Raw genomic sequence first — 26675 nt, 5'->3', positions numbered from 1 at the left:
GCCAAGTGCAACCGCAAAAAAGTAAAGGGTTTGCCTTTATATTAAATATCCTTCCGGGCCTCGGCCATTATTATTGGGGGAGAAAGGGACGCGCCCTGCTATATCCGTTCTTGTTCTTCGGAAGCCTGTTCGGCGGATTTGTGCTCGGGATCATGTCGCATTCCGATCCTGTTTTTGCGCTGGGAATTCTCGGAGCCTTAATGATCTGGGGAATCAGCATGCTTGACCTGCTAATTGCTTTGATCCGATATACGCCTGTAACGATTATCCACGATGAATATGGACGTCCGATGGAGATTCGTCAGGAAAAGAGTGATGAGTCAGAACGCTTTTATACCATATTGCTGTCCTTTATACCCGGTTTGGGGCATTTTCAACTGGGATTGATGCAGCGAGGGTTGTCATTCCTGATCGCATTCTTCGGACTTGGGACGATTCTGCTGTTCTTGACGGGCTTGACTCACGAATCGGTATTCCTGCTGTTTCTGGGCATGCTGCCCATTATTTGGCTCTATTGCATGTTTGATGTGGTTCAGCTGGTTAACCGCAAGCAAGCTGGAGAATTTCTTATCGATCGCACGCTGTTTGATGAGCTCGAGAGCGGCAGAGAGAGCGGACGTCGGAGTAAAGTGTTTGCCACCTTATTATCGGCGTTTCCCGGAGCGGGTCAAATGTATTTGGGATTGCAAAAACGCGGACTGCAGCTCATGGTCCTATTTCTTGGCAGCATTTATGTGTTGGATGTACTCAAGCTGTCGCTGTTCCTGTTCTTGATTCCGTTGATCTGGTTTTATGCATTCTTTGACGGTCTGCAGCAAGTAAGCCGTTACGGCAGGGAGCCGCTGCGTGATCGACCGATCATCGCGGGACTTGGGAATCAGCAGCGCTGGCTCGGACTTGGACTGCTCATACTCGGTATCTATTTCGTATTTAGCAGTGTTGTGATGCCTTATATCGATACACATTTTCCTCATCTGCAGCTGGATTACCGCATTCGTTCCTACTTAAAGACCGCGATTATCGCCGTTCTTCTTATCGGAGGAGGAATCAAGCTGATGACTGGCTCGAAAAAGGATTCGTTAAGGGGAGAGCGCTCATATTATGATACCGACAACGAATGAGATGTCCATTCATTAATAACATCCATTGGATAAAGAGGATCGCGATCTAATCAATGAAATGATATGGACGAGATATGGAGGGAGATATCGTGGCCAAGAATCTGTATTATCTGTTGTATATTGCTCTATTTGTTGTGACTTGTTTGTTTATCTTCAATGCCTATGCATCACCGGATCAGGTACCTGCGCCTTCGATCTCTTTAACGGAGCATGAGCAGAATCGGCTATAGTTTATGTAAAGAAAAAACCTGTAAACGATTTTGAATCGTTTTACAGGTTTTTTAGTTTTCGTTCAACGAGTATGTAAATCAGGATAAAAACGATCACGGTCGCAATGCCGGTCGTCATGAAATGGCCGGTAAGCCTGGCGATCAGCAGCAGGATGACCCCAAAAATCATCATCAGCAGACTCACATAGGCATTGGCAACTTTAAAATTTCGTTCATTTTTGAGAGATGACGTAGTCTTATAAGCATAAATGCTCTTGGAACTTTTGGGCGGAATCAAAAATAGGACCAAACCATACAAAACAAATACGATGCCAATGGCTAAACTTTCGAGCATCCCTTTACACTCCTAACGGAAATATAACGCCGGATGCACCCCGAGAACGCTGGATAAGGGAGCATCCGGCTGTTCAAGCCCTATAACTGCAAATATGAATATGCTTTACTTGAATCCGGCTGCATTCAGAAGCAGACGACGGTAGGCGTATTCGAATATAAACTCAAAAGCCTCCAGATGCTTCTTGGCTTCAAATGCATTTTTGCCCCAGGCATAGATGCCGTGGTTACGCAGCAATATGCCGGGTACCGCGGGGTCGAGCGCATCCGGAACGAGCTCAGCAATCCGCGGAATGTCTGCGTAGTTCGGCAGGATTGGAATGCGAATCGCCGCGTCCTCTTCCCAAATGTTAAAGGCTTTGATCAGCTCGATTCCTTGGGCAGGGACATAACCTTGTTCCCCATACCAATCGCTGATCAAATTGTTATCAATGGTGTGCACATGGAAAATGGCACCGCAGCCGGTCTTGCGATAAATTTCGCAGTGAATCAAGGTTTCTGCGCTAGGTTTTAAGCCGGTTGCTTCGCAAGGCACGCCGTTCTGATCCACAAAAAGATAATCTTCAGGCGTATGTACCGACTTGTCTTTTCCGCTGGCTGTCACCGCAAAATAAAACTGCTCCGGGTTGAACTCGCCAACACGGACAGATAGATTACCGCTGGTGCCGGGGAACCAGTTCCTAGAAGCGAACAGTTCCTTGATCCCTTTAAGATCCTGCAGGGCAGCCTGTTTCTGTTCGAGCTGGATATCTGAAAATGCCACTTACAGCACCTCCTGTTTAAACTTGTCTTTCATGTCGTTCTGGATATCGGTAAATGTCTCGAAGGGTACATGATGTACGCCAAGCTTCTTGCATTGCTCGGTGAGCGAGGAGCGGGAATAAACCAGATCCGCTTGCTTGGCACCTTCAAAATCGGTCAGGCTGTCACCGATCAGAATGCGGTAATACCGGTCGGCCGAAAAACGGTCCATCACCGTGACCTTGCACATGCCGCAGTCGTTATGGCAGGATTCCTTGCAAGGATGAGGCCAGGTAATCTCAATATGATCCCCTTCGAAATTGGAGCCGTTGCAGAAGATATGGTCTGCCGGGATGCCAAAAGGCTTCAGCAGAGGATCGACAAAGAAATCGATGCCGCCGCTTGTGACGTAGAATTCAATCTGTTCGGTTTTCAAATAATCCAGGAATGCGCTGAAGCCTTCCCGAATCCCTGCATGGTTTAGAACGTAATCGGTAATTTCTTCTCTCATGGAGGAAGGGAAGAGCGCGAACATGCGGCCTACGCCTTCCCGAATTGAAATGGTGTGGTCAAGCGTATCCTGCATGATCGACTCAAAGCCTTCCGGTTTGAAGTGCTTCATGATGGCGACGATGTTATCGTTATTCGTGATGGTTCCGTCGAAATCGCAAAAAATGATCGGCTGTTTATCTCCAGATGTCATACTTCTCCTCCCCAGATGTCCAATGCGGCTTTCAGCTCTTCGTGTTCCTCGGCAAAGTGGGCGAGCGGCACGGATTTCATCGTCGCCTCGATTGCTTGTACAAAGGCTTTGCCGCCCGCTTCGGTTCCCATCGGATGTCCGTGGATTCCGCCGCCAGCGTTAACGACCACATCGGTGCCGAAGTCCCGGATGATGCGGGGAACAAGTCCCGGATGAATGCCTGCGGATGGTACCGGCATGCTTCGTTTCACGCCAAGTTTAGCGCTGTGCAGCTCGTCGCGTATAGCGAGATTCTCTTCTCTTGGCATCGTTACAGATCCGTAAGGAGAAGGGAAGAGCACCAGATCCGCGCCGGCGATCCGCATCAGCTGGCCGAGCAGCACCGGAGCCGTTATCCCATAGTATGGAGATGGGTAAATGGCGCCGGCAAGCGCAGGGTGAGCCGCGATAGGCACGGTGATATCCGGATCACTGCTTAACTCGTGCAAAACGTCATACCCGTAGGACAGCACATTAAAGAGCAGGGCGTTAGCGCCGGCATCAATCGCACGCAGCGCTTGCTCACGCAGCCGCGACGTCCGTCCGGTCAGATTGGCTGCATAGAGCAGTTTTTTGCCTGTCTGTTGTTCTACGTCGGCAGCAGCCTGGATGCACATGCTGACCCGTTTTTCGATCGGGGTGAGGTCGTTCTCGAACAGGATTTCATCATCTTTGATAAGATCCACCCCACCAAGCGCCTGACGGATAAATTGGGCTCTAAGCTCGTCCGCATTCAGTCCGATAACCGATTTGAATATGCTCATGAGCAGTGGGCGGTCATGGACGCCGAGTAGATCGCGGACTCCGTCGATGCCATATTTCGGTCCGGGAAACGCACTCAGGAAGTCGGGAGACAAATCCAGGGAAGTCAGTTTGATGCGCCCGTCCATGGAAATTTTGCCGAACACGGTCACCAGCAGGGCAGGGATATCCCGGCTGAAATTAATGTCCGGATAAGCAATGCTGACATCCGCATACCGGCTGCCTGGCTCCCAGCCCTCGTGAACCTGAATGTCAACAACTTCGCCAAGATGCTTCTGCATCGCCTCACGCTTGGCTTGCGGCAGCTCGGTCCAGCTGCCGACCGTCATGCCAACGGCGATGGAAGTCGCTTTCTTACGAAAATCCGCCTGGTCGTCATAGATTCGGTACGTTGCGATACAGCGGCTCATGAGATCTGCTCCTTCAGCATGGCGCCCATTTCTTTGGAGCGCTCAGCACAGCGGTTCACGGCGGCAATGACGGTTTCGAAGAAATCGCCTTTATCGAGTGTTTCGAGGGCCGCTTGCGTTGATCCGTTCGGCGATGTAATTTTCGCACGAAGCGATGAAGGCTGTTCCCCGGTCTGCTGCACCATCCGGGCGGCGCCCAGAATGGTTTGGAGCGTCAGCTCGCGGCTTTGCTCCGGCGTCAAGCCGCCGCGGATCCCTGCGGCAGTCATGGCTTCCATCATGTAATAGAAGTAAGCCGGACCACTGCCGGATATACCGGTCAGGATATCCATCTTCTCTTCTTCAATGACTGTTACATTACCAACAGCTTCGAACAAGGTCATGACCAGCTGGCGCTGTTCTTCGCTGATTTCCTTCGAGAACGCGATTCCCGTTGAACCAAGCCCAATGGAGGCGGATGTATTGGGCATCGTACGTGCAATGGGCTGCCGGGTTCCAAGCAGCGTCTGGGTCGTATAAATCGATAGTCCGGCAATCACGGAGATGATCAATTGATCGCTTGAGAGCTTCGGTCCCAGTTCTTTTAACGCTTTAGCAGCATCCTTCGGTTTCATGGCAAGCACGATCACCGGCGAAGTTTTCAGAATTTCGATTTTAGCGGCATCGTCGTTGTTGATCTGGACACCATAGCGCTCACTCAGTTCCTGAAGGCGCTGAACATTGCTCCGATTGAGCATCGTGATATTCTCAGGAAGCACGACAGAGCGGCTTACTAATCCTCGTACGATCGCTTCGGCCATCGAGCCGGCGCCGTAGAAGGTGATTGCTTTATCTATTAAAGGTCGGTTCTGCGGGGATTGGCACATCGTTATTTCCTCCTTCATGGCTTTTGATGAATGATTTATTCGCGTATTTGACCACTACCGATAATAACATATTTGGAGGAAGTAAGCGCGGGTAATCCCATAGGTCCTCTGGCATGCAGCTTCTGGGTGCTGATCCCGATTTCGGCGCCGAAGCCAAATTCAAAGCCATCGGTGAAGCGGGTCGAAGCGTTATGATAAACAGCAGCAGCGTCGACTTCCTGCAAGAAGCGCTGCGCATGATCCTTATCCTCCGTAACGATACATTCCGAATGCTTTGTGCCATAAATCGAAATATGCTCAATGGCCTCATCCAGGTGGTCCACGATTTTGATATTCAAGATATAGTCGTTATACTCGGTAGCGTAATCCTCAGACGTCGCTTTTGCAGCCCATGGAACGTAATCCAGAGTACGCTGACATCCGCGCAGCTCGACGTTACGCTCACGGAATGCTTCGGCCAGCACGGTCAGATGCGATTTGGCATAATCAGCATGGACGAGCAGGGTTTCCATGGAATTGCAGACCGAAGGGCGCTGCACCTTGGCATTGAGACTGATGGCAACCGCCATATCAGGCTCTGCCGTTGCATCTATATAGGTATGGCATATCCCGGCTCCGGTTTCGATCACGGGTACCGTGGCGTTCATCACAACGTTCTGGATCAGCGAGCTGCCGCCGCGCGGAATAATGACATCCAGCAGTCCGTTGAGCTTCAGCATTTCATCCACGGAGGAACGGTTCGGGTCCTCGATAAGCTGCAGCGCATCCTTGGGGAGTGCGGTGCGTTCCATAGCTTCGTGAAGCACCTCGATGATTTTGCGGTTGGAGGAGAGGGCGGAGGAACCGCCGCGGAGTACGACCGCGTTGCCTGTCTTCAAGCACAGTCCGGCTGCATCGACCGTCACATTCGGACGCGCTTCATAAATGATGCCGATCACGCCAAGGGGAACGCGTTTCTTGACGATGTTCAGTCCGTTCGGGCGATCGATCGTTTCCAGGGTGTCGCCGATTGGGTCCGGCAGCTTAACGATTTGGCGTAAACCTTCGGCAATGCCCTCGATTCTGGCTTCATTCAGTGCCAATCGGTCCAGGAGGGAGGCGGAGGTGCCTAGCTCCTTCCCGCGGCGTAGATCCTCCGCGTTTGCTTCCATGATATCAGCTGTCCGTTGGATCAGTGCGTCTGCCATGATTAGCAGAGCCTGATTTTTCTCCTCCGTGCTCAGTCTGCCAAGACCGAATGCGGCCTGCTTGGCCAGCTTGGCTTTATTGCGAACCTCACTCATAATAATTCCTCCTTAGTTGGATGATTAGGAAAAGCAATATTGGTTATGGGAACCAGATTATTTTAACGTGATCCATTCATCTCGGTGAATGACCTCGAGCCGATGGATTTCCCCGATGATGCCGATCACCTGACTGCTCGGCAAACCGAGCACGGCTTGCAGCTGGTCCTCATCGTAATTGACGATCCCCCTGCCGAGCCTTTCGTTGTTCATATTAACGACTTCCACCACGTCCCCTGCATGGAAGCTGCCTTCGATCCGTTTAATGCCAACGGGAAGGAGGCTGTGGCCTCCGTGAATCAGCGCCTTCTCGGCGCCCGGATCGACAACGATCCGGCCTAGCGGCGAGGACATAAAGCCGAGCCACTGCTTTTTCATTGGCAGGGAGGATAGGTGGGTAGCAAAATATGTGCCTTTTCCTGCATGCTCAAGCGCCTTGAGCAAGTCACCAGTCTCGCTGGCTTTGCCAATGAAGACGGGGACGCCGCCGCGGGTGGCGATTTTGGCAGCATCGATTTTCGAACGCATGCCACCAGTACCTACGCTGGAGCCAGCGCCTCCTGCCATGCTGTAAATCTCATCGGTAATTTCATCAATTTCCTCATATTTCGTTGCATCCGGTGATTTGCGTGGATCCGCCGTGTACAAACCATCCGTATCGGTCAGGATGATTAGTTGCTGGGCCCGGACCAAGTTCGCAACCAGCGCGGATAACGTATCGTTATCCCCAAATTTCAGTTCGTCAATTGAAACGGTGTCGTTCTCATTAATAATCGGAATAACGCCTTGCTTCAGAAGCTCCGTAATCGTCATGTTGGCATTATTCATGCGTTTGCGGTTCGCGAAGTCCGTTCTTGTCAACAGAATTTGCGCGGCCTTCAATTGATGGGAGGCCAGCGCATTCTGGTAAGCACGCATCAGCAGCGCTTGGCCCAGTGCGGCGGATGCTTGCTTCTCATGCAGCAGCTTCGGTCTGCTCTCGTAGCCGATCTCCCGAAACCCTGCTGCGACGGCGCCGGATGTCACGAGCAGAACTTCATGACCGGCCTTGCGGAGAGCGGCAAGCTCTCCGGCAAAGAAAGCGACGGAATCAAGATTAAGTCCGCCCTCATCTGTCGTAAGGGAGCTGCTTCCGATTTTTACGACGATGCGTGATAGCATCGTGATCACTTCCTTGTATTTATGATGGGTAGGTAAAGCTGTAACGAATCCATTTCCTGAAAATAAAAAAACTTCCGTCCTGTATGAGAAAGGACGAAAGTTTGACTTCCGCGGTACCACCTTTGTTGATGAGCGCAGCTCATCCGGCTTTAGCCCTGTAACAGAAGGCACTGTCCTGGCAAGCCAGGCCGCTCGGGGGTAGGTTTCGGAAAGGGGGTCACGGCAAATTCTTTCAGCCCATGGAATTCGCTCTCTGGTCATCGTGCCATATGCTTTCGTACTGGTCCCGTCATTGCGTTTTTGAGATCTGCATTCAATTGTTATTGCAAGAATAGCACATCGTTTTTGTTTTTTCAAAAGGAAATAGGTTAACCGAACAGGTTCAGCTTGCCGATTCGGTAGGCGGCTTCCCGCATTCGCTCTTCGCTGCTTAACAGGCCGACGCGGACATATCCTTCGCCGTGATCGCCAAAGCCGACACCAGGCGCAACCGCTACCTTGGCCTCCTCAAGCAGCAGGTCGGCAAAGGATATCGAGGTAAAGCCCTTCGGTACGGGCAGCCAGCTAAAGAAGGAGCCAGCCGGTTTTTGGGCTTCCCAGCCGATTTCGGACAGGGCGCCATAGAAGGCGTCCCTTCTCGATTGGTAGCGTGCGACCAACTCCTCAACGCAGTCTTGCGGCGATGTGAGTGCTGTGGCCGCTGCTGCCTGAATGCCGCCGAACAGGCTGACATAGATGTGGTCCTGCAGCATATTGATCAGCGAGATGATTTTTTTGTTCCCCAGGGCAAAGCCAACACGCCATCCGGCCATATTATAGGTTTTGGAAAGAGTGTAGAATTCCAAGCCAACTTCTTTGGCTCCTTCTGCCTGTAAAAAGCTGACTGGACGATCACCATCAAACCCGATCGCTCCATAAGCAAAATCACTGGCTACCACGATCCCGTGTTCGGCGGCAAATGCTACCGTATCCTCGTAGAAGGACAGGGGAGCGACGGCGGATGTCGGATTGTTCGGGTAATTCAAGAACATCAGCTTCGCTTGTTCTCTGTCTGCAGGTGTGATCGCACCATAGTCAGGAAGAAACCGGTTAGCAGCGGTTAAGGGCATGAATTTCATTTGGGCGCGTGCCAGTGCAACGCCTGACCAGTAATCCGGATAACCGGGGTCCGGGACAAGACATACATCGCCCGGATTCAGAAGCACTTGCGGCAGCTGCACAAGCCCTGTTTTTCCTCCGAACAGGATCGCTACCTCCGTCTCCGGATCCAGATCAACGTTGTAGTCTTCTTTATATCGATGCGCAATGGCTTCTTTAAGAAATGAAAAGCCGGTAAAAGGCGAATATTTGTGAAACTGCGGATTGTCGGCCGCTTCCTTTAAGCTGGATACGATATGAGGCGGTGTGGGCTGATCGGGATTTCCTTGCCCGAGATTGATCACATCATGTCCCTGCGCCACTTGGCGGTTTACCTTGGAGACCAAGGTCGCGAAAAATTGCGTGGGCAGCTGGGACATCATCTCGGCCGGCTCTATTTGGAATTCGTTTAATTTTTTGTTCATTGCAGTTTCATCACTCCGTTATCTAATTACGCTCGAATGCAGCTGATATTGAAAACAATTAGGATTAATTTAACACGATTTATCAGGGGTGTATAGAGGGAAATGGTGCTTGGGTGTTGCAGCAGCAGGCTTGAGGAGGCTATGATGATGACATAAGGAGAATGGATGAATTCCTGCAAAAGAGCCCGATCATGGATTTTATGATCTACAGCGGCGCAGGTGCTGGATTCAACCGGAATAACAGGAGGCTGCAAGATGACTGGAGAAGCAAAGGCTCAATTGAATATCGCACTTATCCAAGCCGATATTGAAATAGGAAACGTCAATGCCAATATGAATAAAATGCTCGGCATGATGGAGCAGGCCGCAGCGGCTGATATGAAGCCGGACGTCATTGTGCTGCCGGAAATGTGGAATACGGGGTATGCGCTGGACCGAATTCAAGAGCTTGCCGATCCCATGGGACAGGAAACCTCTCGCATGCTGAGCGAATTTGCACGAAAACATCGTATCCAAGTCGTAGGCGGGTCTGTAGCCGAACGAATCAAAGATCGGATTTATAACAGCATGTATGTATTTAACCGGAGCGGGGAGCAGATCGCCAAATATTCCAAAATTCACCTGTTCCGCCTGATGGATGAAGAGAAGTTTCTGCAAGCTGGGCAGCAACCCGTAACCTTTGAGCTCGAACAATTAAAAGCGGGCGCGTCGATCTGTTACGATATACGGTTCCCCGAGCTCTCCCGAACCCTCGCACTCGGCGGTGCTCAAGTACTGTTTGTGCCTGCGGAGTGGCCGCATCCGCGACTGCAGCATTGGAGAACGCTGCTCATGGCCAGAGCGATCGAGAACCAAATGTACGTCGTTGCATGTAATCGTGTAGGAACCAGCGGAGAAACGGACTTTTTCGGTCACTCCATGATCATCGATCCATGGGGAGAGGTCATTGCCGAAGGGGATGAGCAGGAAATGATCCTGACCGGTACGCTGGATTGCGGTCTTACAGATGAAGTGAGAGGACGCATTCCGGTTTTTGAAGACCGTCGTCCGAATTTGTATTTTCAATAAAAGTGTTTATTGTTAAACTCCTCTAAAAAATGAAGTTTCATCTGGGCAGAGGCGGGTATACTATGGGTAATCCGTCTGAGAGGAGGCTTTGAATGATGGCAGACAACAACCAATTCGACAGCCAAAACCATGAGCAGGAAGAACAACAGAAACAACAGTTCCGCAACTTTGTGGAAAACGTTGCCGGGGGCGGCAACGGAAAGAACGAGTCGATTCAGGACCAGTCCCGTACTGCGGATGAACAAAACCGATTGATTGACCAGCATAATTTGCGCAAATAAAACTCCGTTTAAAACGAAATGGGAGTGCTATAATTTCACGTTGAAAAGAAGCTCAGCTTGGTCTTGTTCATTGACCTTGGCTGAGCTTCTTCTCTTAATTTATGGGGCAGCGTGCACTAGTCCTGAACGCTCTCCACAACCAGCTTGTCCATGACCTGCTTAAAAGTATCGATGAACGCATCCGCCGCTTTGGACAAATAGCGGCCGTTGCGGTAAGCCACAACCAGTGTGCGGCTCGGAACCGGATCAGCGAGCGGCAAGTAGACCGGAATAAACTCGCTGCGTTTCGCACGGGCGATAAAACGAGGCACTAGCGTTATGCCCATTCCGGTTGCGACCAGAGATTGGAGCGTCTCGATGTTGCTGCTCTCGAATACAACATTCGGTTCAAAGCCTGCCTCCCGACATATATCAAAGGTGAGCTTCCGGAAACCCTGTCCTTTTTTGAGGACCACAAACGCTTCATTCCGGATTTCATCGATTGTGATGGGCCGTACGGGATCGGAGGCTGCCCGCAGCGCAAGCGGGTGCTGCGGAGGAACAGCCAAGTCGATCATTTCCTCACCGATCGGGATCCAGGACAGCGACGGCTCGGACAGTGGCAGCGCCAGGAGGCTAAGATCGGCCTTGCCGCTGGCCGTCAGCTTCTCCAGGTTCATGGAGGAGTCTTCCAACAGGGTGATCTCAATATCCGGATATCCCTTTTTAAAGGCTGGCAAAACCCGTGGCAGCAGGTGAGAACCTGTAATCGGCATGCTGCCGACTACGACCTTACCCTTTCGAAGCTGGGAGATGTCCGACATCTCCTGCTTCAGCTGCTCGACGGCGTCCATGATCTTCTGGGCATGCTCGACAAAGCTGGCTCCGGCATGGGTAAGCTCAACGTTGCTCGTATTGCGCTGGAACAGCAGCACGCCGAGCTCTTTCTCCAGCTTGGAGAGCTGCTGGCTCAAGGAAGGCTGGGCGATATGAAGCTTCTCCGCGGCTCGGGAAAAATTTTTATCCGCCGCGATTTGCAGCGTATATTGCAGTTGTCTCAGTTCCATTTAAGCATCACTCCGTTATAGCTGAATCCTATTACTTTTATAGATATTATATCTTGGAACAATGAAGAAGGAAATGATATATTACTATCAACGTAAAGATGATGCGTTGTAGATCTTCCTTATATTTAAAGAAGATAACAAGCAATTATCTTCTCATGGACGTAAAGAACAATGGGGTGATGATGATGAGTAAGAAGACGATGTTTGAAAAAATTTGGGATAACCACGTTATTCATCAAGAAGAAGGCAAGCCGGGTATTTTGTACATTGACCTGCATTTGGTTCACGAGGTAACTTCACCGCAAGCATTTGAGGGTTTGCGTCTTAGCGGCCGTAAAGTACGCCGTCCTGAACTGACCTTCGCAACGATGGATCACAACGTTCCGACGAAAGACCGTTTTAACATTACGGATCCGATCTCGAAGCAGCAAATCGATACACTGACCAAGAACTGTCAGGATTTTGGCGTTACCCTGTATGATCTTGATACGATTGATCAAGGCGTTGTGCACGTCATGGGGCCAGAACTTGGCTTAACGCATCCGGGCAAAACGATTGTATGCGGCGACAGCCATACATCTACTCACGGTGCATTCGGCGCCCTTGCGTTCGGTATCGGAACAAGCGAGGTTGAGCATGTTCTGGCAACCCAATGTTTGCAGCAGGCCAAAGCAAAGACCATGGAAGTTCGCTTTGTTGGTCGCCGCAATCCGGGCGTAACGGCTAAGGATATGATCCTTGGCGTCATCGCGAAATACGGAACGGATTTTGCAACAGGCTATGTTATTGAGTATACGGGTGAAGCGATCCGCGAATTGTCGATGGAAGAGCGCATGACCGTGTGCAACATGTCCATCGAAGGCGGAGCCAGAGCGGGCATGATCGCTCCGGATGAAACGACTTTTGAATACTTGCGCGGACGTCAATATGTTCCGCAAGGCGAAGCTTTTGATGCTGCAGTAGCAGCTTGGAAAGAACTTGTGACAGACGAAGGCGCCGAGTTCGACGTGGTGGTTGAGTTCGATGTAGAATCTCTGATCCCGCAAGTAACCTGGGGAACGAGCCCGGGTATGGGTACTGACATTTCCTCGACGGTTCCTAACCCTGCGGATTTCAAGACCGAGAATGAGCGCAAGGCAGCGGAGAAAGCGCTGGAGTATATGGCGCTTGTGCCAGGGACGCCAATGTCCGAAATTCCGATCGATTATGTCTTTATCGGTTCTTGCACGAATGGACGCATTGAAGATTTGCGTGCGGCAGCAGCCGTAGCGAAGGGCCATAAAGTGTCCAGCAATGTGACAGCCATCGTTGTTCCCGGATCAGGCCGAGTGAAGATCCAGGCTGAACAAGAAGGGCTCGACAAAATTTTTGTTGAAGCGGGTTTCGAATGGCGTGAAGCAGGCTGCAGTATGTGTCTTGCGATGAATCCGGATGTACTGAAGCCGGGACAACGCTGCGCATCCACATCCAATCGTAACTTCGAAGGACGCCAAGGCCGCGGCGGCAGAACGCATCTCGTATCGCCGGCAATGGCAGCGGCAGCTGCGGTTAAAGGACGCTTTGTGGATGTACGTGACTGGAACTTTGCAGCCGAAGAAGTTGTGAGCTAAGAAGGACGGAGGAGAAGTTTATGCAAGCATTTACGAAATTACACGGTATTGTCGCACCTGTAGACCGGGTGAATGTAGATACGGACGCCATTATTCCGAAACAGTTTTTGAAACGGATTGAACGTACAGGATTTGGACAGTTTCTGTTTTACGAGTGGCGGTTTGATGAGGAGGGAGGCAATATCGACAGCTTCTCGCTGAACCAGCCCCGTTACCAAGGTTCGACGATCCTGATTTCCCGTGCCAACTTTGGCTGTGGTTCTTCCCGTGAGCATGCCCCTTGGGCGATTCTCGATTACGGATTCCGCGTGGTCATCGCTCCATCGTTTGCTGACATTTTCTACAATAACTGCTTTAAGAACGGGATTCTTCCGATCAAACTGTCGGAGGAACAGGTGGAAGAGTTGTTCCAGCGCACAGAAGGTAATGAAGGATATAAGCTGAACGTCGATCTGGAGAGCAAAACGATAACGGATGATCAAGGACTCCATATTGACTTTGATCTTGACGAGCACCGCCGTCAATTCCTGCTTCAAGGACTGGATGACATCGGTTTGACGCTGCAGCATGAAAGTGCGATCGATGCATACGAGAAGAAGCATGGGGAGCGTCTGTTCGCTTAATCTCGCAATTCCACTGCAAAAGGTTATAAGATTATTAAACTTCCATTTCCTGTGTAGGAAATGGAAGTTTTTTTTGGTATTATGGAATTAATATGCAGCGGAAGATAAGAGGAACCATTGTTTTATGTCAGTAATTGTCCGGCAGCGTCTGGCCGGGAATGTGCTGATTTACATATTTTTAGTTTTATTGCTAGATTTGCTTTTCAAATTTAATCATGGGATGATCGAGGTGGATTCATGAAGAAGTTAGGTTTTGTAATGATGTTGATAGTCTTCTTGCTTGCGTTTCCGAAAAGTGGTGAAGCCAGTTCTTCAAATGCGACCATTTTTCTTGACGGGGAACCATTGAATTTGTCTTCGGGCGTCCAGGTAGCCAACATGAAAGGCAACGTGATGATTCCGATCCGCGTGGTATCCGAGAATCTCGGCTTCAAGGTAGGCTGGGAGAAGGCCAGCCAAACCGTTACCGTTGAGAACAGCGAGAAGACGGTCCGCATGGTGGTCGGCAGCCATCAGGCAGAATTGAACGGTGCTCAGGTTGATCTGAACTTGCCGCCTGTCTTGAATGGGAAGAGCACGCTTGTGCCGCTTCGGTTTGTTAGTGAACAGATGGGGCTTGATGTGAAATGGGACAACCAGACGAAGGCAGTGTTCCTCTCCAGCTCCGTACCACCGGTCTCTGAAGGAGAGGTTGATCCAGGTGCCGGAAACAATCCGGGCATCCAAACACCTCCGCCTGTCGAAACAGGGAACCAGGCAGCCATGACGGGGCTCAGCTTTAGCGACAACCGGTTGATGATTGCTACAGAAGGTTCGGTTACGCCAAATGTCTTTAAAGTAACAGGACCCGATCGGATTGTTATCGATCTTCCCAATACCGTGTTCTCTTCTGCATTCCTGAGCGGACATGCTGTGAATGCGAAAAGCGGTGGAGAGATGGAAATCACGGATTATCCCGATGTTATGAAAGTACGATATGCCACGTTCAGTGACAATCCGTCAACTGTGCGTATTGTCATCGACCTGACAGGACCTACAAATTATGGAGTGACCCAAGAAGCGGGGCTCATTATTGTTGATCTGAACGCAGAAGGAGAAATCCTCGTACCGCCCGTTCCCCCGGTAACCGGCAACGGCAAGAAGACGGTTGTTATTGATGCCGGTCACGGCGGCAGTCAGCCGGGCGCGATCAGCGCGAACGGCAATCAGGAGAAGGTTCTTAACCTTAATATTGCTTTGAAAGTGGAAGCCTTGCTGAGAAAAGAAAAGAACATTAATGTTGTGATGACGCGGAGCGACGATTCAACGCTGGGTCTTAGCGATCGCGTGAAAGTGGCGAATTCCATAAAGGCCGATATATTTGTATCGATTCACGGAAACAGCAACAATTCCAGCAGTCCGCACGGCACAGAGACTTACTTCACGAGAGATGCCAGCAAACCTTTGGCGAACGTGATGCATAAACATCTTGTCAAGGCGACTGAACTCATGGATCGGGGAGTCAAATATAGCAGCCTTCATGTGACGAGAGAAACGACGATGCCGGCTGTCCTGCTCGAGATTGGCTTTTTGAGCAACAAGGGTGACGAAGCCCAGTTGTTTGAAGACGATTTCCAAAATCGTGTTGCACAAGGTATTGTAGCGGGTATTAAAGAATATCTTAAAGTACAATAATGTGTACAAGATTTGATGAACTTAGAGGGGGACAAAAGTCATGAACAAAAAATATTGGATGACAGGATTGCTGGCGCTGCTGCTTGCATTTAGTACCGGCTGTGGACAGAAGCCGACTGCAGCCCCTGCCGAGACAAATCCGGAGACCGCAACAGAAGAAGTTCAAACGCCACAGGATAATCCGGAAGAAACGGCGGCTGATGACCATAAGGAAGATGAGGCAATACCTGTAAACGCAGGCGAGGGAGCAAGCACACCACCGCAGAGCACAACCGGTGAAAGTACTGGAACCCCTGTGGATACAAAGGATGTGAAAGCTACGGAGGATCAAGCGAAGAAGGCCAATATTAAAGTCTATTATACGGACCCCGAAATGATGGACCTGAAAGAGGCAAGCAAAGAGATCACGTATTCGGGTGAAGAGGATAAATATAAGAAAGCCTTTGAAGGACTTCAAACGAGCAGTGATGCTGAACTAAGTCCACTATGGTCGGATAAAATCACGTTGAAATCTCTCAAGTTTGAAAATGGCGCTTTGACGCTGGATATCACCAAACCAGCGGAAGCCAATCTCGGAGCTGGAGGGGAAATGTTTGCGATTGATGCCTTACAGAAAACTTTCTTCCAGTTCGATGAGGTGCAGTCCCTGGAATTGCTGGTAGATGGTAATCAGATCGAAAGCTTAATGGGACATGTTGAGCTGGAGCATCCAATGACTCGAAAGTAGTTATAAAGTACTATTAATGAAATTCAAACGAAGGAACAAACACCTATTTCAGTTTTTGAAATAGGTGTTTTTTTGGTAAAAAGGGAACAATTTCGCAACTTTCATCGTGACTTTGCGTCTATAGGTTGTCAGGTAATGTCGGACAGGCCGAGTGCAGAAACGCCTATCTGTGGCAAAATAATAGGATGGTAGGGGTGAAGGATGAAGAAGTTCGGTTTTTTAATGTTTCTGGTTGTCATCATGATTGCGTTTCCTAAAATGGCGGATGCGAGTTCGTACAGCGCAAAGATTTACCTGGATGGCCAACAAATCAATCTGTCATCTGGCGTGAAGGTCGAGAACAATAACGGTACCGTCATGGTTCCGATCCGTGTCATTTCCGAGAATCTGGGATTTGACGTGTACTGGAACAAGGCAACCAAGGCGGTAACTGTCCAAGACGGATCGCAGACAGTAACGATGGTGATTGGAAGTCAGCAAGCTGACATCAACGGTCAGCGCGTACAAATGACCAAGGCACCTGTTCTTCGTGGCGGAACAACATTGGTTCCCATCCGGTTTGTAAGTGAGCAGATGGGCCTTCAAGTAAGATGGGATAACGCGCAGAAGTCAGTCTATCTGACCTCGTCCTACGACGGGAGTAACCCTGGTGAAGAACCTGGCGTAACTACGTCGACCGTGGACGGTATCAGTTTCAGTGAAAACAGGCTGATGGTCGCCGTTACGGGCAATGCCAAGCCGATTGTATCAAAGCTTAGCAATCCGGACCGTATCGTCATTGATATGGTGAACACGGATTTCTCGGATACGTTCAGCAGCAATGCCAGCTTTGATGACGTGATGAAGACCGGTCAGATGGACGTAACGGGATATCCGGATGTCAAATCTGTACGTTATTCCTTGTACAACAGCAATCCGATGACCGTGCGCATTGTCATTGATCTCAACTACGCCAAAAATTACACCGTTTCAGGCCTTGAGAACGGAACGGGCCTGTTCATTGTGGACTTGAATACGGGCTCTAACCCTACACCTGGTGCAGGCGGGAAGAAGCTTGTGGTTATCGATGCGGGTCATGGAGACCACGATCCGGGAGCTATCGGGGTAACCAAGAAGAGGGAGAAGGATTTCAACCTCGCAATGGCGCTGAAAGTTGAGAAACTGTTGGCCAAAGAACAAAATATCGAAGTCGTTTTGACTCGCAGTAACGATACTTTCCTCGAGCTGAAGGATCGCGCAAAAATTGCGAATGATCTGAAGGCTGATGTTTTCATATCGATACATGCTAATAGCGGCCCTTCCACTGCAAGCGGAACCGAAACGTATTACTACAATGAATCTGACAAAGCGCTGGCGAATGCACTCCATAAAGAGATCGTAAAGGCTATGGGCTTAAAGGATCGCGGAGTGAGATACGGCAATTTCCATGTCATTCGCGAGACCAAAATGCCTGGCGCTCTGCTGGAAGTCGGGTTTCTGAGCAACAAGACAGATGAGAGCAAGCTATTTGATCCGGCAACGCAGGATCGAGTAGCCGAGGCTATTGTCAGAGGCATTAAAGGTTATTTAAAGGTTAATTAACGATACGACAGTGAACGTGATTGCAGGAGGTGGCTACTTTTGAATAAAAAAATATGGTCGGCTGGCCTATTGGCAGCCGTAATGCTGATTGGTGCCGGTTGCGGACAGAAACCCGGAGCAGCTCCAAACGATACACCGGAGCAAATAACGCCTGCACCCGATAATCAGACAGGGCAGGATAATAGTGGAACGTCGAACGGATCAGGTGGATCGTCTACGGGCAGCGGCAGCGAAGTAACAACGCCGGAAGCAAAAACAGAGAGCATCAAAGCCTATTACACGGATCCTGATTTAATGGAGCTGGTAGAAGGTACGGCGGAAATTTCGTATAAGGAAGATCAAGAAAAATACGAAGCGGCCTATCAAGCATTGCAAAAGAGCGATAAGGCCGATATGGTTCCCCTGTGGGAGAAAATCGGACTGAATTCGTTGAAGTTTGAAAACGGAGCTCTGACGCTCGATGTGACGGTTCCGGACGAAGCCAACCTGGGTGCAGGCGGCGAGTCGTTTGCCATCGATGCGATCAAAAAAACCTTTTTCCAGTTTGATGAAGTGAAATCACTTCAAATTCTGGTGGATGGTCAGCAGACCGAATCGTTAATGGGTCATGTTGATTTGGAAAATCCGATGACTCGGTAATGATGGTTGAAGGAGATCACGATCTGCTGTCGAATATTAGTATATGATGAAGCAGTAGTTATTGAGAGGGGAAAGAAAATGGTACTTAGACACAGCAAACATGTTCATTCCAAAAAAGTGGTCTCCGCCGTCATGGCCGGACTTATAGCATTCGGAGGCGGGGCTTCGATCGTCTCGGCAGATGAAGAAGCGGCAAATGCGACAACGGCAAATGCATCCCAAACGGCCATAAACGCATTCAGTGACGTTAGTGCCGGATATTGGGGAGAAAAGTATATTTATCAGCTGGCAGCACAGGGGATCGTGACTGGGAATAATGGAAAGTTTCGCCCGAACGATCCTGTAACACAACAGGAAGCAGTAACGATGGCGATCCGTTTCTTAAGCATGCAGGATCAATTAAGCAGCGGCGCTGCGACATTACCGACAAATATTAAAGTGAATGATTATTTTACGAAGTATGTTGAACTGGCTTTTCAGCAAAACCTGCTCGACAAGCAAAAAGAATCCGGATATACGGATGAGAAAGTCATTTGGGGCGCGCAGAAAGCATCCCGGGAATGGATAACCGAAGTGCTTGTCCGTTCCATTGGACGAACCGCGGAGGCCAATGCAGCCAAAAATAAAGCGACAGGCTTTGCGGATAACGCCAAGATATCCCCGGATCGTCTGGGTTATGTCAATGTAGCGGTTGAGTTAGGTCTTGCAAAAGGCTTGAACGGCAACAAGTTCGATCCGCAAGGGGCCGTTACCCGTGCCCAGCTAGCAACGTTCCTCAGCCGGGCCCAAGCCTACATTACAACAAATTACGAGAACCAATACAAAGGTTCTATCGCTTCGATCGAGAACGGCAAGCTGGAGCTTTATGCCGATGGAAAGCTGAATTCATTCAAGCTGGATAATTCCACAGCGTATTTCACCTCGGATTCAGAGAAGAGACTGCAGTTCTCGGAGATCAATCCTTACACACAAGCGGTGGTCATCGTGAACAACGGAACGGCTGCTTACGTGGAAATTACGGATTCAACCCAGCAAGTGGAGCGGTTTGACCGCACATATGCACGCTTGTCGCCGAACAACGTCATTTGGCTGGATACTGGCAGCACCTTTGAAGAGCTGAGTTACGAGCCAAGCACGGTGTTCCTGGATCAGAACGGAACCAAGATCGATCCGAAGACGCTTGCTGCCGGCAGTTTGCTTACGATTGAACGCGAGACATACAGCCCGCAGAAGAAAATCGTGTCAATCCGCGTGAAGAGCGGCTTGGTTAACAAGTCGGGAGCAGGCGTCGTTCAAAACGTGGATACGGTAAACAAAAGAGTAACCCTTAAGGATAGCAGTGGTTATGAGGATACTTACACGTGGGATGATGCCACCGTCATTCGATATCAGAACCAGATTATGGCTCCGGCGGAGCTCAAAAATGGCTACACCGTGAACTTTACGGTGAAGAACAGCATCCTTCAGTCGATGGAAGTCACGCAAAGTGTCGATCGTACCGTGCAAGCGATGCTGTATTCCGTTGAAGAAAATGGAAAGACGATCACCTACAAGCGGAGTGGAAGCACACAGCTCGAAACGAAGTTTTTGACCGAGAAGCCGGAAATCATCATGAGCGGCGTGGTCAAACCAGTTCTGTCCGATTTACTCGCTGACGCGGTATCTGGCGATCAAGTGACATTGACCATCAACGGTGAAGAAAAAATCACGAAGATCGAAGTTACCGGTCGCCAAATGGAGCAACTGGACGGTGTCACCATTGTAAACTACGATTCGAAGACGCACTGGCTGACTGTCAAGGATGCCAACAATCAGCCTCGGGTTATCATCCTGGATGATAAGACGAAACTGGAATCAAGCAATGGAACGACACTGGATAAGGTTGAGCCGCTGCTAGGGGCAGGACGTAAAGTGAGTGTGTCGCTGATTGGCACCCGTGCACTTTCATTGGAAGTGGTGTATAAAGTTGAGGGTAAAATCAGCAGCATCAATACTTCCAAGAAAGTGATATCGGTCGTGGATGCCAACGGAAAAGTGGAAGAAATTCCATACAACAGTACGTTGATTGTAGAAATTTTCGGCAAATCGAACGCATCTCTGGCGGATGTACGTGTCGGTGACGAAGTTTCAGCGCAGCTGTCAACCAATCAGGATTACTTGCAGAGCTTGAAGCTCAAGACATTCGCGCAATTCGAGGTCGTATTTACGGAGCCTGCGAAAAACCGGATTCGAGTGAAAGCGAATGGTGCCACAAATGATATTTATACCGATAAGGCTTCATTGACCGGCGATAGCGGACAAGCGATCCTGCTTGCAGACCTGCGTCCCGGGACACTCGTTAACATTACGCTACAAGGTGTGATGGCTGTCGCGATCGCCGAAGTCAAATTGACGCTTGGCGAAGTAACTAGCGTTGATCCTTCCGCAAATGCACTGACTGTGAAAGATCATGCTGGCAATAGCCAGACGTTAGGAGTAAGCGGCGGAGTTAAAGTCGTTAAGAATGGTTCAACGGCTTCGAACTTAACCACATTGACTCCGGGAGATCGCGTAGAGATTCGAAAGGATATTCAGGGCGTAACCATTATCCAGGTTCTGGAGAAGGTTGAACGTGCATTCTGGCAGGCAAGCAGTACGGAAATTCAAGTAAAACGCAAATCGATTAACGATAATTACCGGTATGCATTATCTGATAAAGTATTTGTTCATCAAGGTGACACTACTTTGTCCGTGCAATCCCTTAAGGAAAATGATAATATTGTACTGTACTTAAACAACGGTGTCGTTGTTGAGATCGTAAAACAGTAAATTATCGACCTGGGATTGCTCGAGAAACACCGTCTTGATGCGGGGATTTCCGCATCAAGATTTTTTTTTGCGGGAGGGAAATCATATGAATGCGGCAACGGTACGGCATATTTTGGACACGATGGAGAGCATGTTTCCGGATGCACATTGCGAACTGCATCACAGCAATGCGTTTGAGCTGACCATCGCCGTGCTGCTGTCCGCTCAGTGCACGGATGAAACGGTTAATAAAGTGACAAAGGATCTGTTTCAGAAATACAAAACGCCTCTGGATTATGTATCGGTACCGATTGAGGAACTTGAGCAGGATATTAGGCGGATCGGATTATACCGGAATAAGGCCAAACATATTCAGAATTTGTGCAGGATTCTGATCGAGCAGTATGGCGGTGAGGTACCGGAAGCTCATGATGAGCTGGTCAAATTACCCGGGGTTGGACGCAAGACAGCCAATGTCGTCGTTTCCAATGCCTTTGGTGTGCCTGCCATCGCGGTAGACACGCATGTGGAGCGGGTTTCCAAGCGACTTGGACTGGCCGCCTGGAAAGATTCCGTGCTGGAAGTGGAGAAAAAGCTGATGAAGCGGGTACCGCGTGAAGAATGGACGCTGACCCATCATCGGATCATTTTTTTCGGACGGTATCATTGCAAGGCTCAAAATCCGCAATGCCCGGTATGCCCATTGCTGGATGTTTGCCGTGAAGGTAAGAAACGTATGAAAACCTTAGCAGTCAGGAAGAATAAGGAACAACTGTAAAACAGCTAGAAATAGACAAAAAAGAGGTTCATCTGATCCATTGGGAGCACGGCACTTTAATGAATAGCTAGCGAATTGGACATAATTGCAAGCAAGCGCAATGCTTGCCTTTGTCTCCGGATTTCTATCTTTAGCCGCATGCGAGAATGGAATTCTGGAAACAAAAGTGATCAAAAGTCGGTTTTTCGCGAGGTGAAAGAGGACGGTTTCCTGGATCGGCATGAGCTAAATTTAAAAGAGGATGGGATTACACATGAAATGCATCTCTGTTTACACCGACAATTTTGAATTGTTCTCAGATATTTTTGAACATGTGGTGGAGAGCCAAAGCCAGCTGAGTGAGAATGAAGAGCAAGAAGTCGAAGGCGTGACGTTCAGTCATTCCGGGGATGCTCCCGAGCATTATCTGGAGCGTATGTCGCAGAAGCCTGAAGTGGTGGTTATGCGCGATAAATCACGCGGTTTAACCATTCTGCAGCACGGAAATGTCTTCGAAATTTTGATACCGGCGGAAGAAAACACCGTTGTATCTTAAGTTCTTCAAATTTGATGTTTTTAAAAAATGAGATAAACCTGGTTCTTACAGGGTGATCGAGTGTGAAGTCCACTCATTTTCCCTGAATGTGCCGGCATTAAGAAGGTTTGGACCCATGGCAGGCAAGGAAGATCACTTCCTTGACCTGCCATTTTGCTTAGATAAAGGGCTGTCATATCAAGACAACGGCCGAAAATGAAATGCAATGATTCCTTTACAGTGCAAGCGGTGATAAAATAAAATGATGTGAATAGATTGTGTCAGAAATTGAGAGATCAATGGACAGGAGCGAGAAATGACATTGAAGTTGATGGCTGAGCATGAAATCGGATACAGTGTTACGGAACTAACCAGAGTTCGGGACCGTTTTTTGGAGTGGAATGACGAATCTTCCTCCGCTTTGACAGAGGATTTAATACGCAAGGGTACAGGTGGTGAGCTAACGCTGGCCTTCTGCGGACATTTTTCCGCAGGGAAGTCGAGCATGATTAATGCGCTTTGCGGCAAAAAGGTGCTGCCCTCGGGTCCTGTACCTACGAGTGCGAATGTGGTTACAATCCGAAGCGGTGAGCCGTGGGCGTTGATTCACCGATCTGCTGCGGAGCCTGGAGAGCCTTTAACGGTAACAATTGACGAACTTGCCGAATACTGCAAGGAGGGCCGGGAGTATTCCGCGATTGAAGTGTGGGATGATGTGCCTCTGCTTGGCGAAGATGGCGTCTTGATGGATACCCCCGGGGTTGATTCAACGGATGACGGGCACCGGCTTGCCACGCATTCTGCCCTTCATATGGCTGACATCGTTTTTTACGTCATGGATTATAATCATGTGCAGTCCGAGAGTAATCTGATGTTTGCCAAGAGTTTGTCGGATTGGGGCAAACCGCTGTACCTGATCGTAAATCAGATCGACAAGCATCGTGATGACGAGTTGACGCTTTCTTCTTATCTGAATGACGTGAAGAAGGCGTTTGCCCAGTGGAAGATCACGTATAAGGGGCTGCTATGCACTTCGCTTAAAGTTCAGGATCATCCCTATAATCAATGGGGGCTACTAAAGTCCTTGATCGGTGAACTGATATCTCATAAGGAGCCATTGCTGCGCTACAGCGTATCCTGCTCCATTCGTCATGCTGCCGATCAGCATGTGGAAGCCTATACCAGGAGCCATCAGGAAGAGAAGGAGCGGCTGCTGGAGGAAATGGGCGGCGAAGAGGCCGCAGCGGCGATGAAAGCGCGGTTGCAGGAGCTGGAGGATCAAAAAAGAACCGCCCAGCTGCTGCCAGAGACCGTTCGCTCGGAGCTGCGCAAAGAAGTGGATAGCCTTCTGGCAAACGCCAATCTGACGCCGGCGGATGTTCGGGATTTAAGTCTGGCCTTTCTGGAAAGCCAAAAAAGCGGTTTTAAAGTCGGGTTTCTGTTCACAGGCGGCAAGACGGAAGAGGAGCGCCGGCGCCGTCTCGAGGCTTTCTATCATCGATTGGAGGAACAGACCGCATCGCAGATCGATTGGCATCTGCGTTCGCTGTTCCGTAAAAGCGTGGAGCAGCATACGGAGTGGAATACCGAATGGGAGAGCCTGATGGACGCTGAGCTTCCTGGTGTGCGGGAGGATATGATTACACGGACCGTGAATCCGGATGCGACAGTGTCCGGCGAATACGTTCTGAACTATAACCGGGAGCTGGCCGAGGAAATCAAGGGCAGCTACCGCAGGGCCGTGTTGGTGCTTGCCGACCGGCTGAAAGCGGTATTGACGGACGCTGCGGCCGTCCGTCTGCAGGAGCTGGAGCGCCAGGGTGTCGAGCTCCTGGCGCAATCTGCGGCTTCCGCCAGCTACGCAGCCCTGCAGCAGGCGGAAGCCGCCCGCGCGGCCGAGCTGGCACAGCTGCTCCCGCCGCGCACCTCCCTCACCCCCGGCCTCCTGCCGGAGGTGAGGGAGCCGGAAGGGCAGCCCGCGCAAGCGGCTGCCCAGGGCGGTGCCCCGGCGGCGCAGCCGGGGCACGGGCGCACAGCGCCCCGCGCCGCCGGGGCGCAGGCGGCGGCACCGCAGCGGCGCCAGCGGCTGAATGCCGCGGCAGCCGAGCTGCGCGCGGCGGCTGCGCTGCTGGCGCCGCATCCCGCGCTTGTCTCAGCCGCGCGGGATATAACCGCCCGCGCGGATGCGCTTGCGGGCGGCTCGTTCACTTTGGCGCTGTTCGGCGCGTTCAGCGCCGGGAAGTCCTCCTTCGCCAATGCTCTGCTTGGCGAGTCGGTATTGCCGGTATCACCGCACCCGACTACGGCGGCTGTGAACCGGATTCTGGCACCGACAGAAGGGAAAACCCATGGTACCGCAGACGTGCGCATGAAGAGCCGCGATATGTGGTGGGACGATCTGAAGTACTCCTTCAGCGTGCTGGGTCTCCAAGAACCAACTCTGAGCAATTGGAGAAGCGCGGCAGAAGCATTGAATCCGGCCGGTATTCATCCGGCAGGCTTGCCGCATTATGGGTTTTTGAAGGCCGCGGCTGCCGGCTTTGATAGGATGGAGCCCAAACTGGGTACGACAGAAACCGTAGAGCTGGCAGAATATCGGGGCTATGTGGCCGACGAAACCAAATCCTGTTTTGTCGACGGAATCGATCTGTATTACAGCTGTCCGATGACAGAGCAGGGGATCGTGCTGGTGGATACGCCTGGAGCCGATTCCCTTCACGCCCGGCACACCGGCGTCACGTTCAATTATATTAAAAATGCGGACGCTATCGTATACGTAACGTATTACAACCATGCTTTCTCCAAAGCGGATCGGCAATTCTTGTCCCAGCTGGGCAGGGTTAAAGACAGCTTTGCGCTGGATAAAATGTTTTTTATCGTCAATGCCGCAGATCTTGCACAATCCGAAGAGGAGCTGGATGAGGTGGTGAAGCATGTTCGTACCAACCTGACGTCCAGCGGGGTAGGCAGCCCGCATATCTTCCCTGTTTCCAGTTTGGCAGCGCTGGATAGTAAGCTGGATGGGGATGAAGCGAAATTGAAGGAATCGGGGTTCCCTGTGTTCGAAGATGCGCTTAGCCGATTTGCGGTTGAAGAGCTGCCAAGGCTTTCAGAGCGCGCCGGTTATGATGAACTGGCTTCGGTGAGGGATCGAATCAGAGCTTGGGCCGATATGGCAGCCCAGGATGAGACCACGCGTGAGCGTAAAATCGTGGAGCTGGAAGAGGTTCACAAACGAGCCTTATCCCGGCTTGCGGCTTTAACGGAGTTTAACATGTCCCGTGATATCGCTCAGGAAAGCAGCGAGCTGCTGTTTCATGTACGGCAGCGGCTGGATTATGCCATGAATCGTTTCTTTCAGGAGTCGTTTAATCCTTCCGTGCTTCGGGAGGACGCGGGCCACCTGAAATCGGCCTTTGCTGCTTGCGGGCGTGATTTGATGCGGACGATGTCCATGGAGCTGGATCAGGAGCTATGGGCAACAACGCTTCGATTAGAGATGGCCGGTCGCAAATTAACCGAAGACGCAGCGCTTAAAGCTGCAGCGGATATCAACGGTATGGCCGAGGGCTTGTCCCTTGCCATCCGGCGGGATAAGGACTGGTCACCGCCGGAGCTGGAAGAAACGGAATTGCAAATACAGGGGGATTGGTTGTCCTTCTGGTCGACCTTTAAGAACCCGAAGCATTTCTTTGAGGGCAGCGGAAGCTCCAAGCTTCGAGAAGCGGCAGAGCCGAAGGTGAAGGAAGCCGTGGCGAGTGTGGTGAGCATTCGGGAAGAGCAACTGACGGACCACTATGTTCGGATGAGTGTACGTTCATTGCAGCACCATGTATCGGTGTTGGAGGAACAGCTGAAGGAATCCATGGCTGCCATCCTCGGTTCGCTGCAGGACGGTCAATCTCCGATGATGTGGAGTAAGCTGGCAGATGAGCTGGAAGCTATGATTCAGGCGGCTCGGTAATGGCGGATCTTATGCCATCAAGAACATGTGCACAACGATTGGTATAGTGGTATAGATATTGGAGTTTGAAGTTTCTATACGAATAACGATTTTATGCAGGTTAAACTCCAATCGCATACTTTTCCATCCAAGGGCGTCCCATATGCCATCCTGGCGGGGCGCCTTTTTTCCT

General features: G+C 50.5%; 23 protein-coding genes. 14 read left to right on the top strand and 9 right to left on the bottom strand.

Annotated elements, in window-relative coordinates; genetic code table 11:
* Positions 1–5 precede the first annotated feature (5 nt).
* Together ACQKPA_RS09575 and ACQKPA_RS09570 are read left to right on the top strand one after the other, a co-directional pair.
* Complete coding sequence (locus tag ACQKPA_RS09575; RefSeq protein WP_427491576.1) at positions 6–1121, top strand: hypothetical protein; 1116 nt, start codon at positions 6–8, stop codon at positions 1119–1121.
* An 89-nt stretch (positions 1122–1210) separates the two neighbouring features.
* Positions 1211–1351, top strand: coding sequence for a hypothetical protein (locus ACQKPA_RS09570; RefSeq protein WP_194541975.1), 141 nt, complete (start codon positions 1211–1213; stop codon positions 1349–1351).
* A gap of 40 nt (positions 1352–1391) precedes the next feature.
* Here ACQKPA_RS09570 and ACQKPA_RS09565 read toward each other — a convergent pair whose 3' ends face one another.
* From ACQKPA_RS09565 to ACQKPA_RS09530, 8 genes are all read right to left on the bottom strand, one after another.
* The gene (locus tag ACQKPA_RS09565; protein WP_427491574.1) at positions 1392–1685 is read right to left on the bottom strand and encodes an SdpI family protein; all 294 of its coding nucleotides are present in this window, start codon (positions 1683–1685) and stop codon (positions 1392–1394) included.
* Between the two features lie 105 nt (positions 1686–1790).
* Positions 1791–2447: a methylthioribulose 1-phosphate dehydratase gene (locus ACQKPA_RS09560; protein ID WP_427491572.1), complete on the bottom strand. Its 657-nt coding sequence runs from the start codon at positions 2445–2447 to the stop codon at positions 1791–1793.
* Complete coding sequence (locus tag ACQKPA_RS09555; protein ID WP_427491570.1) at positions 2448–3128, bottom strand: 2-hydroxy-3-keto-5-methylthiopentenyl-1-phosphate phosphatase; 681 nt, start codon at positions 3126–3128, stop codon at positions 2448–2450.
* Positions 3125–4339, bottom strand: a complete 1215-nt coding sequence (locus ACQKPA_RS09550) for a 2,3-diketo-5-methylthiopentyl-1-phosphate enolase (RefSeq protein WP_427491568.1) — start codon at positions 4337–4339, stop codon at positions 3125–3127. Before ACQKPA_RS09550 ends, ACQKPA_RS09555 begins: the two co-directional genes overlap by 4 nt.
* Positions 4336–5205, bottom strand: coding sequence for a pyrroline-5-carboxylate reductase (proC, locus tag ACQKPA_RS09545; protein WP_427491566.1), 870 nt, complete (start codon positions 5203–5205; stop codon positions 4336–4338). The genes ACQKPA_RS09550 and proC overlap by 4 nt, the downstream gene beginning before the upstream one ends.
* Before the next feature lie 35 nt (positions 5206–5240).
* Positions 5241–6488 (bottom strand): glutamate-5-semialdehyde dehydrogenase, encoded by a 1248-nt coding sequence (locus tag ACQKPA_RS09540; protein WP_427491564.1) that lies wholly within the window; start codon positions 6486–6488, stop codon positions 5241–5243.
* A gap of 57 nt (positions 6489–6545) precedes the next feature.
* Positions 6546–7649 (bottom strand): glutamate 5-kinase, encoded by a 1104-nt coding sequence (gene proB, locus ACQKPA_RS09535; protein WP_427491562.1) that lies wholly within the window; start codon positions 7647–7649, stop codon positions 6546–6548.
* Positions 7650–8017: 368 nt separating this feature from the next.
* Positions 8018–9211, bottom strand: a complete 1194-nt coding sequence (locus ACQKPA_RS09530; RefSeq protein WP_427491560.1) for a pyridoxal phosphate-dependent aminotransferase — start codon at positions 9209–9211, stop codon at positions 8018–8020.
* Positions 9212–9466: 255 nt separating this feature from the next.
* Between ACQKPA_RS09530 and ACQKPA_RS09525 the strand changes: the two genes are divergently transcribed.
* Positions 9467–10279, top strand: a complete 813-nt coding sequence (locus ACQKPA_RS09525) for a carbon-nitrogen family hydrolase (protein WP_427491558.1) — start codon at positions 9467–9469, stop codon at positions 10277–10279.
* A gap of 92 nt (positions 10280–10371) precedes the next feature.
* Positions 10372–10560 (top strand): hypothetical protein, encoded by a 189-nt coding sequence (locus ACQKPA_RS09520; protein WP_427491556.1) that lies wholly within the window; start codon positions 10372–10374, stop codon positions 10558–10560.
* A gap of 116 nt (positions 10561–10676) precedes the next feature.
* Here the strand turns inward: ACQKPA_RS09520 and ACQKPA_RS09515 are convergent, their stop codons facing one another.
* Positions 10677–11606, bottom strand: coding sequence for a LysR family transcriptional regulator (locus ACQKPA_RS09515; protein WP_071218349.1), 930 nt, complete (start codon positions 11604–11606; stop codon positions 10677–10679).
* Between the two features lie 185 nt (positions 11607–11791).
* Here ACQKPA_RS09515 and leuC point away from each other — a divergent pair, with 185 nt between their 5' ends.
* The 10 genes from leuC (at position 11792) to ACQKPA_RS09465 (ending at position 26503) form a co-directional block, all read left to right on the top strand.
* Complete coding sequence (gene leuC, locus ACQKPA_RS09510) at positions 11792–13216, top strand: 3-isopropylmalate dehydratase large subunit (protein WP_071218348.1); 1425 nt, start codon at positions 11792–11794, stop codon at positions 13214–13216.
* Positions 13217–13236: 20 nt separating this feature from the next.
* The gene (leuD, locus tag ACQKPA_RS09505) at positions 13237–13839 is read left to right on the top strand and encodes a 3-isopropylmalate dehydratase small subunit (protein WP_071218347.1); all 603 of its coding nucleotides are present in this window, start codon (positions 13237–13239) and stop codon (positions 13837–13839) included.
* Positions 13840–14076: 237 nt separating this feature from the next.
* A complete protein-coding gene (locus ACQKPA_RS09500) occupies positions 14077–15513 on the top strand; it encodes an N-acetylmuramoyl-L-alanine amidase (RefSeq protein WP_427491553.1) in 1437 nt (478 codons plus the stop codon).
* A 40-nt stretch (positions 15514–15553) separates the two neighbouring features.
* Entirely contained in the window at positions 15554–16240 is a 687-nt protein-coding gene (locus ACQKPA_RS09495) for a GerMN domain-containing protein (RefSeq protein ID WP_427491551.1), read from the top strand.
* 201 nt (positions 16241–16441) lie between these two features.
* Complete coding sequence (locus ACQKPA_RS09490; RefSeq protein WP_427491549.1) at positions 16442–17821, top strand: N-acetylmuramoyl-L-alanine amidase; 1380 nt, start codon at positions 16442–16444, stop codon at positions 17819–17821.
* A gap of 39 nt (positions 17822–17860) precedes the next feature.
* The gene (locus ACQKPA_RS09485) at positions 17861–18460 is read left to right on the top strand and encodes a GerMN domain-containing protein (protein ID WP_427491547.1); all 600 of its coding nucleotides are present in this window, start codon (positions 17861–17863) and stop codon (positions 18458–18460) included.
* Between the two features lie 78 nt (positions 18461–18538).
* The gene (locus ACQKPA_RS09480; RefSeq protein WP_427491545.1) at positions 18539–21268 is read left to right on the top strand and encodes an S-layer homology domain-containing protein; all 2730 of its coding nucleotides are present in this window, start codon (positions 18539–18541) and stop codon (positions 21266–21268) included.
* 85 nt (positions 21269–21353) lie between these two features.
* Positions 21354–22025, top strand: a complete 672-nt coding sequence (gene nth, locus ACQKPA_RS09475; protein WP_071218341.1) for an endonuclease III — start codon at positions 21354–21356, stop codon at positions 22023–22025.
* Positions 22026–22278: 253 nt separating this feature from the next.
* Positions 22279–22560: a hypothetical protein gene (locus tag ACQKPA_RS09470; protein WP_006209564.1), complete on the top strand. Its 282-nt coding sequence runs from the start codon at positions 22279–22281 to the stop codon at positions 22558–22560.
* 295 nt (positions 22561–22855) lie between these two features.
* A complete protein-coding gene (locus ACQKPA_RS09465) occupies positions 22856–26503 on the top strand; it encodes a dynamin family protein (protein ID WP_427491543.1) in 3648 nt (1215 codons plus the stop codon).
* The last annotated feature ends 172 nt before the right edge of the window (positions 26504–26675 follow it).

Origin of the sequence: Paenibacillus sp. NPDC093718 (assembly GCF_050279985.1) — a bacterium.
GTDB lineage: Bacteria > Bacillota > Bacilli > Paenibacillales > Paenibacillaceae > Paenibacillus_AQ.
This window is presented reverse-complemented; position numbering and strand designations above follow the sequence as displayed.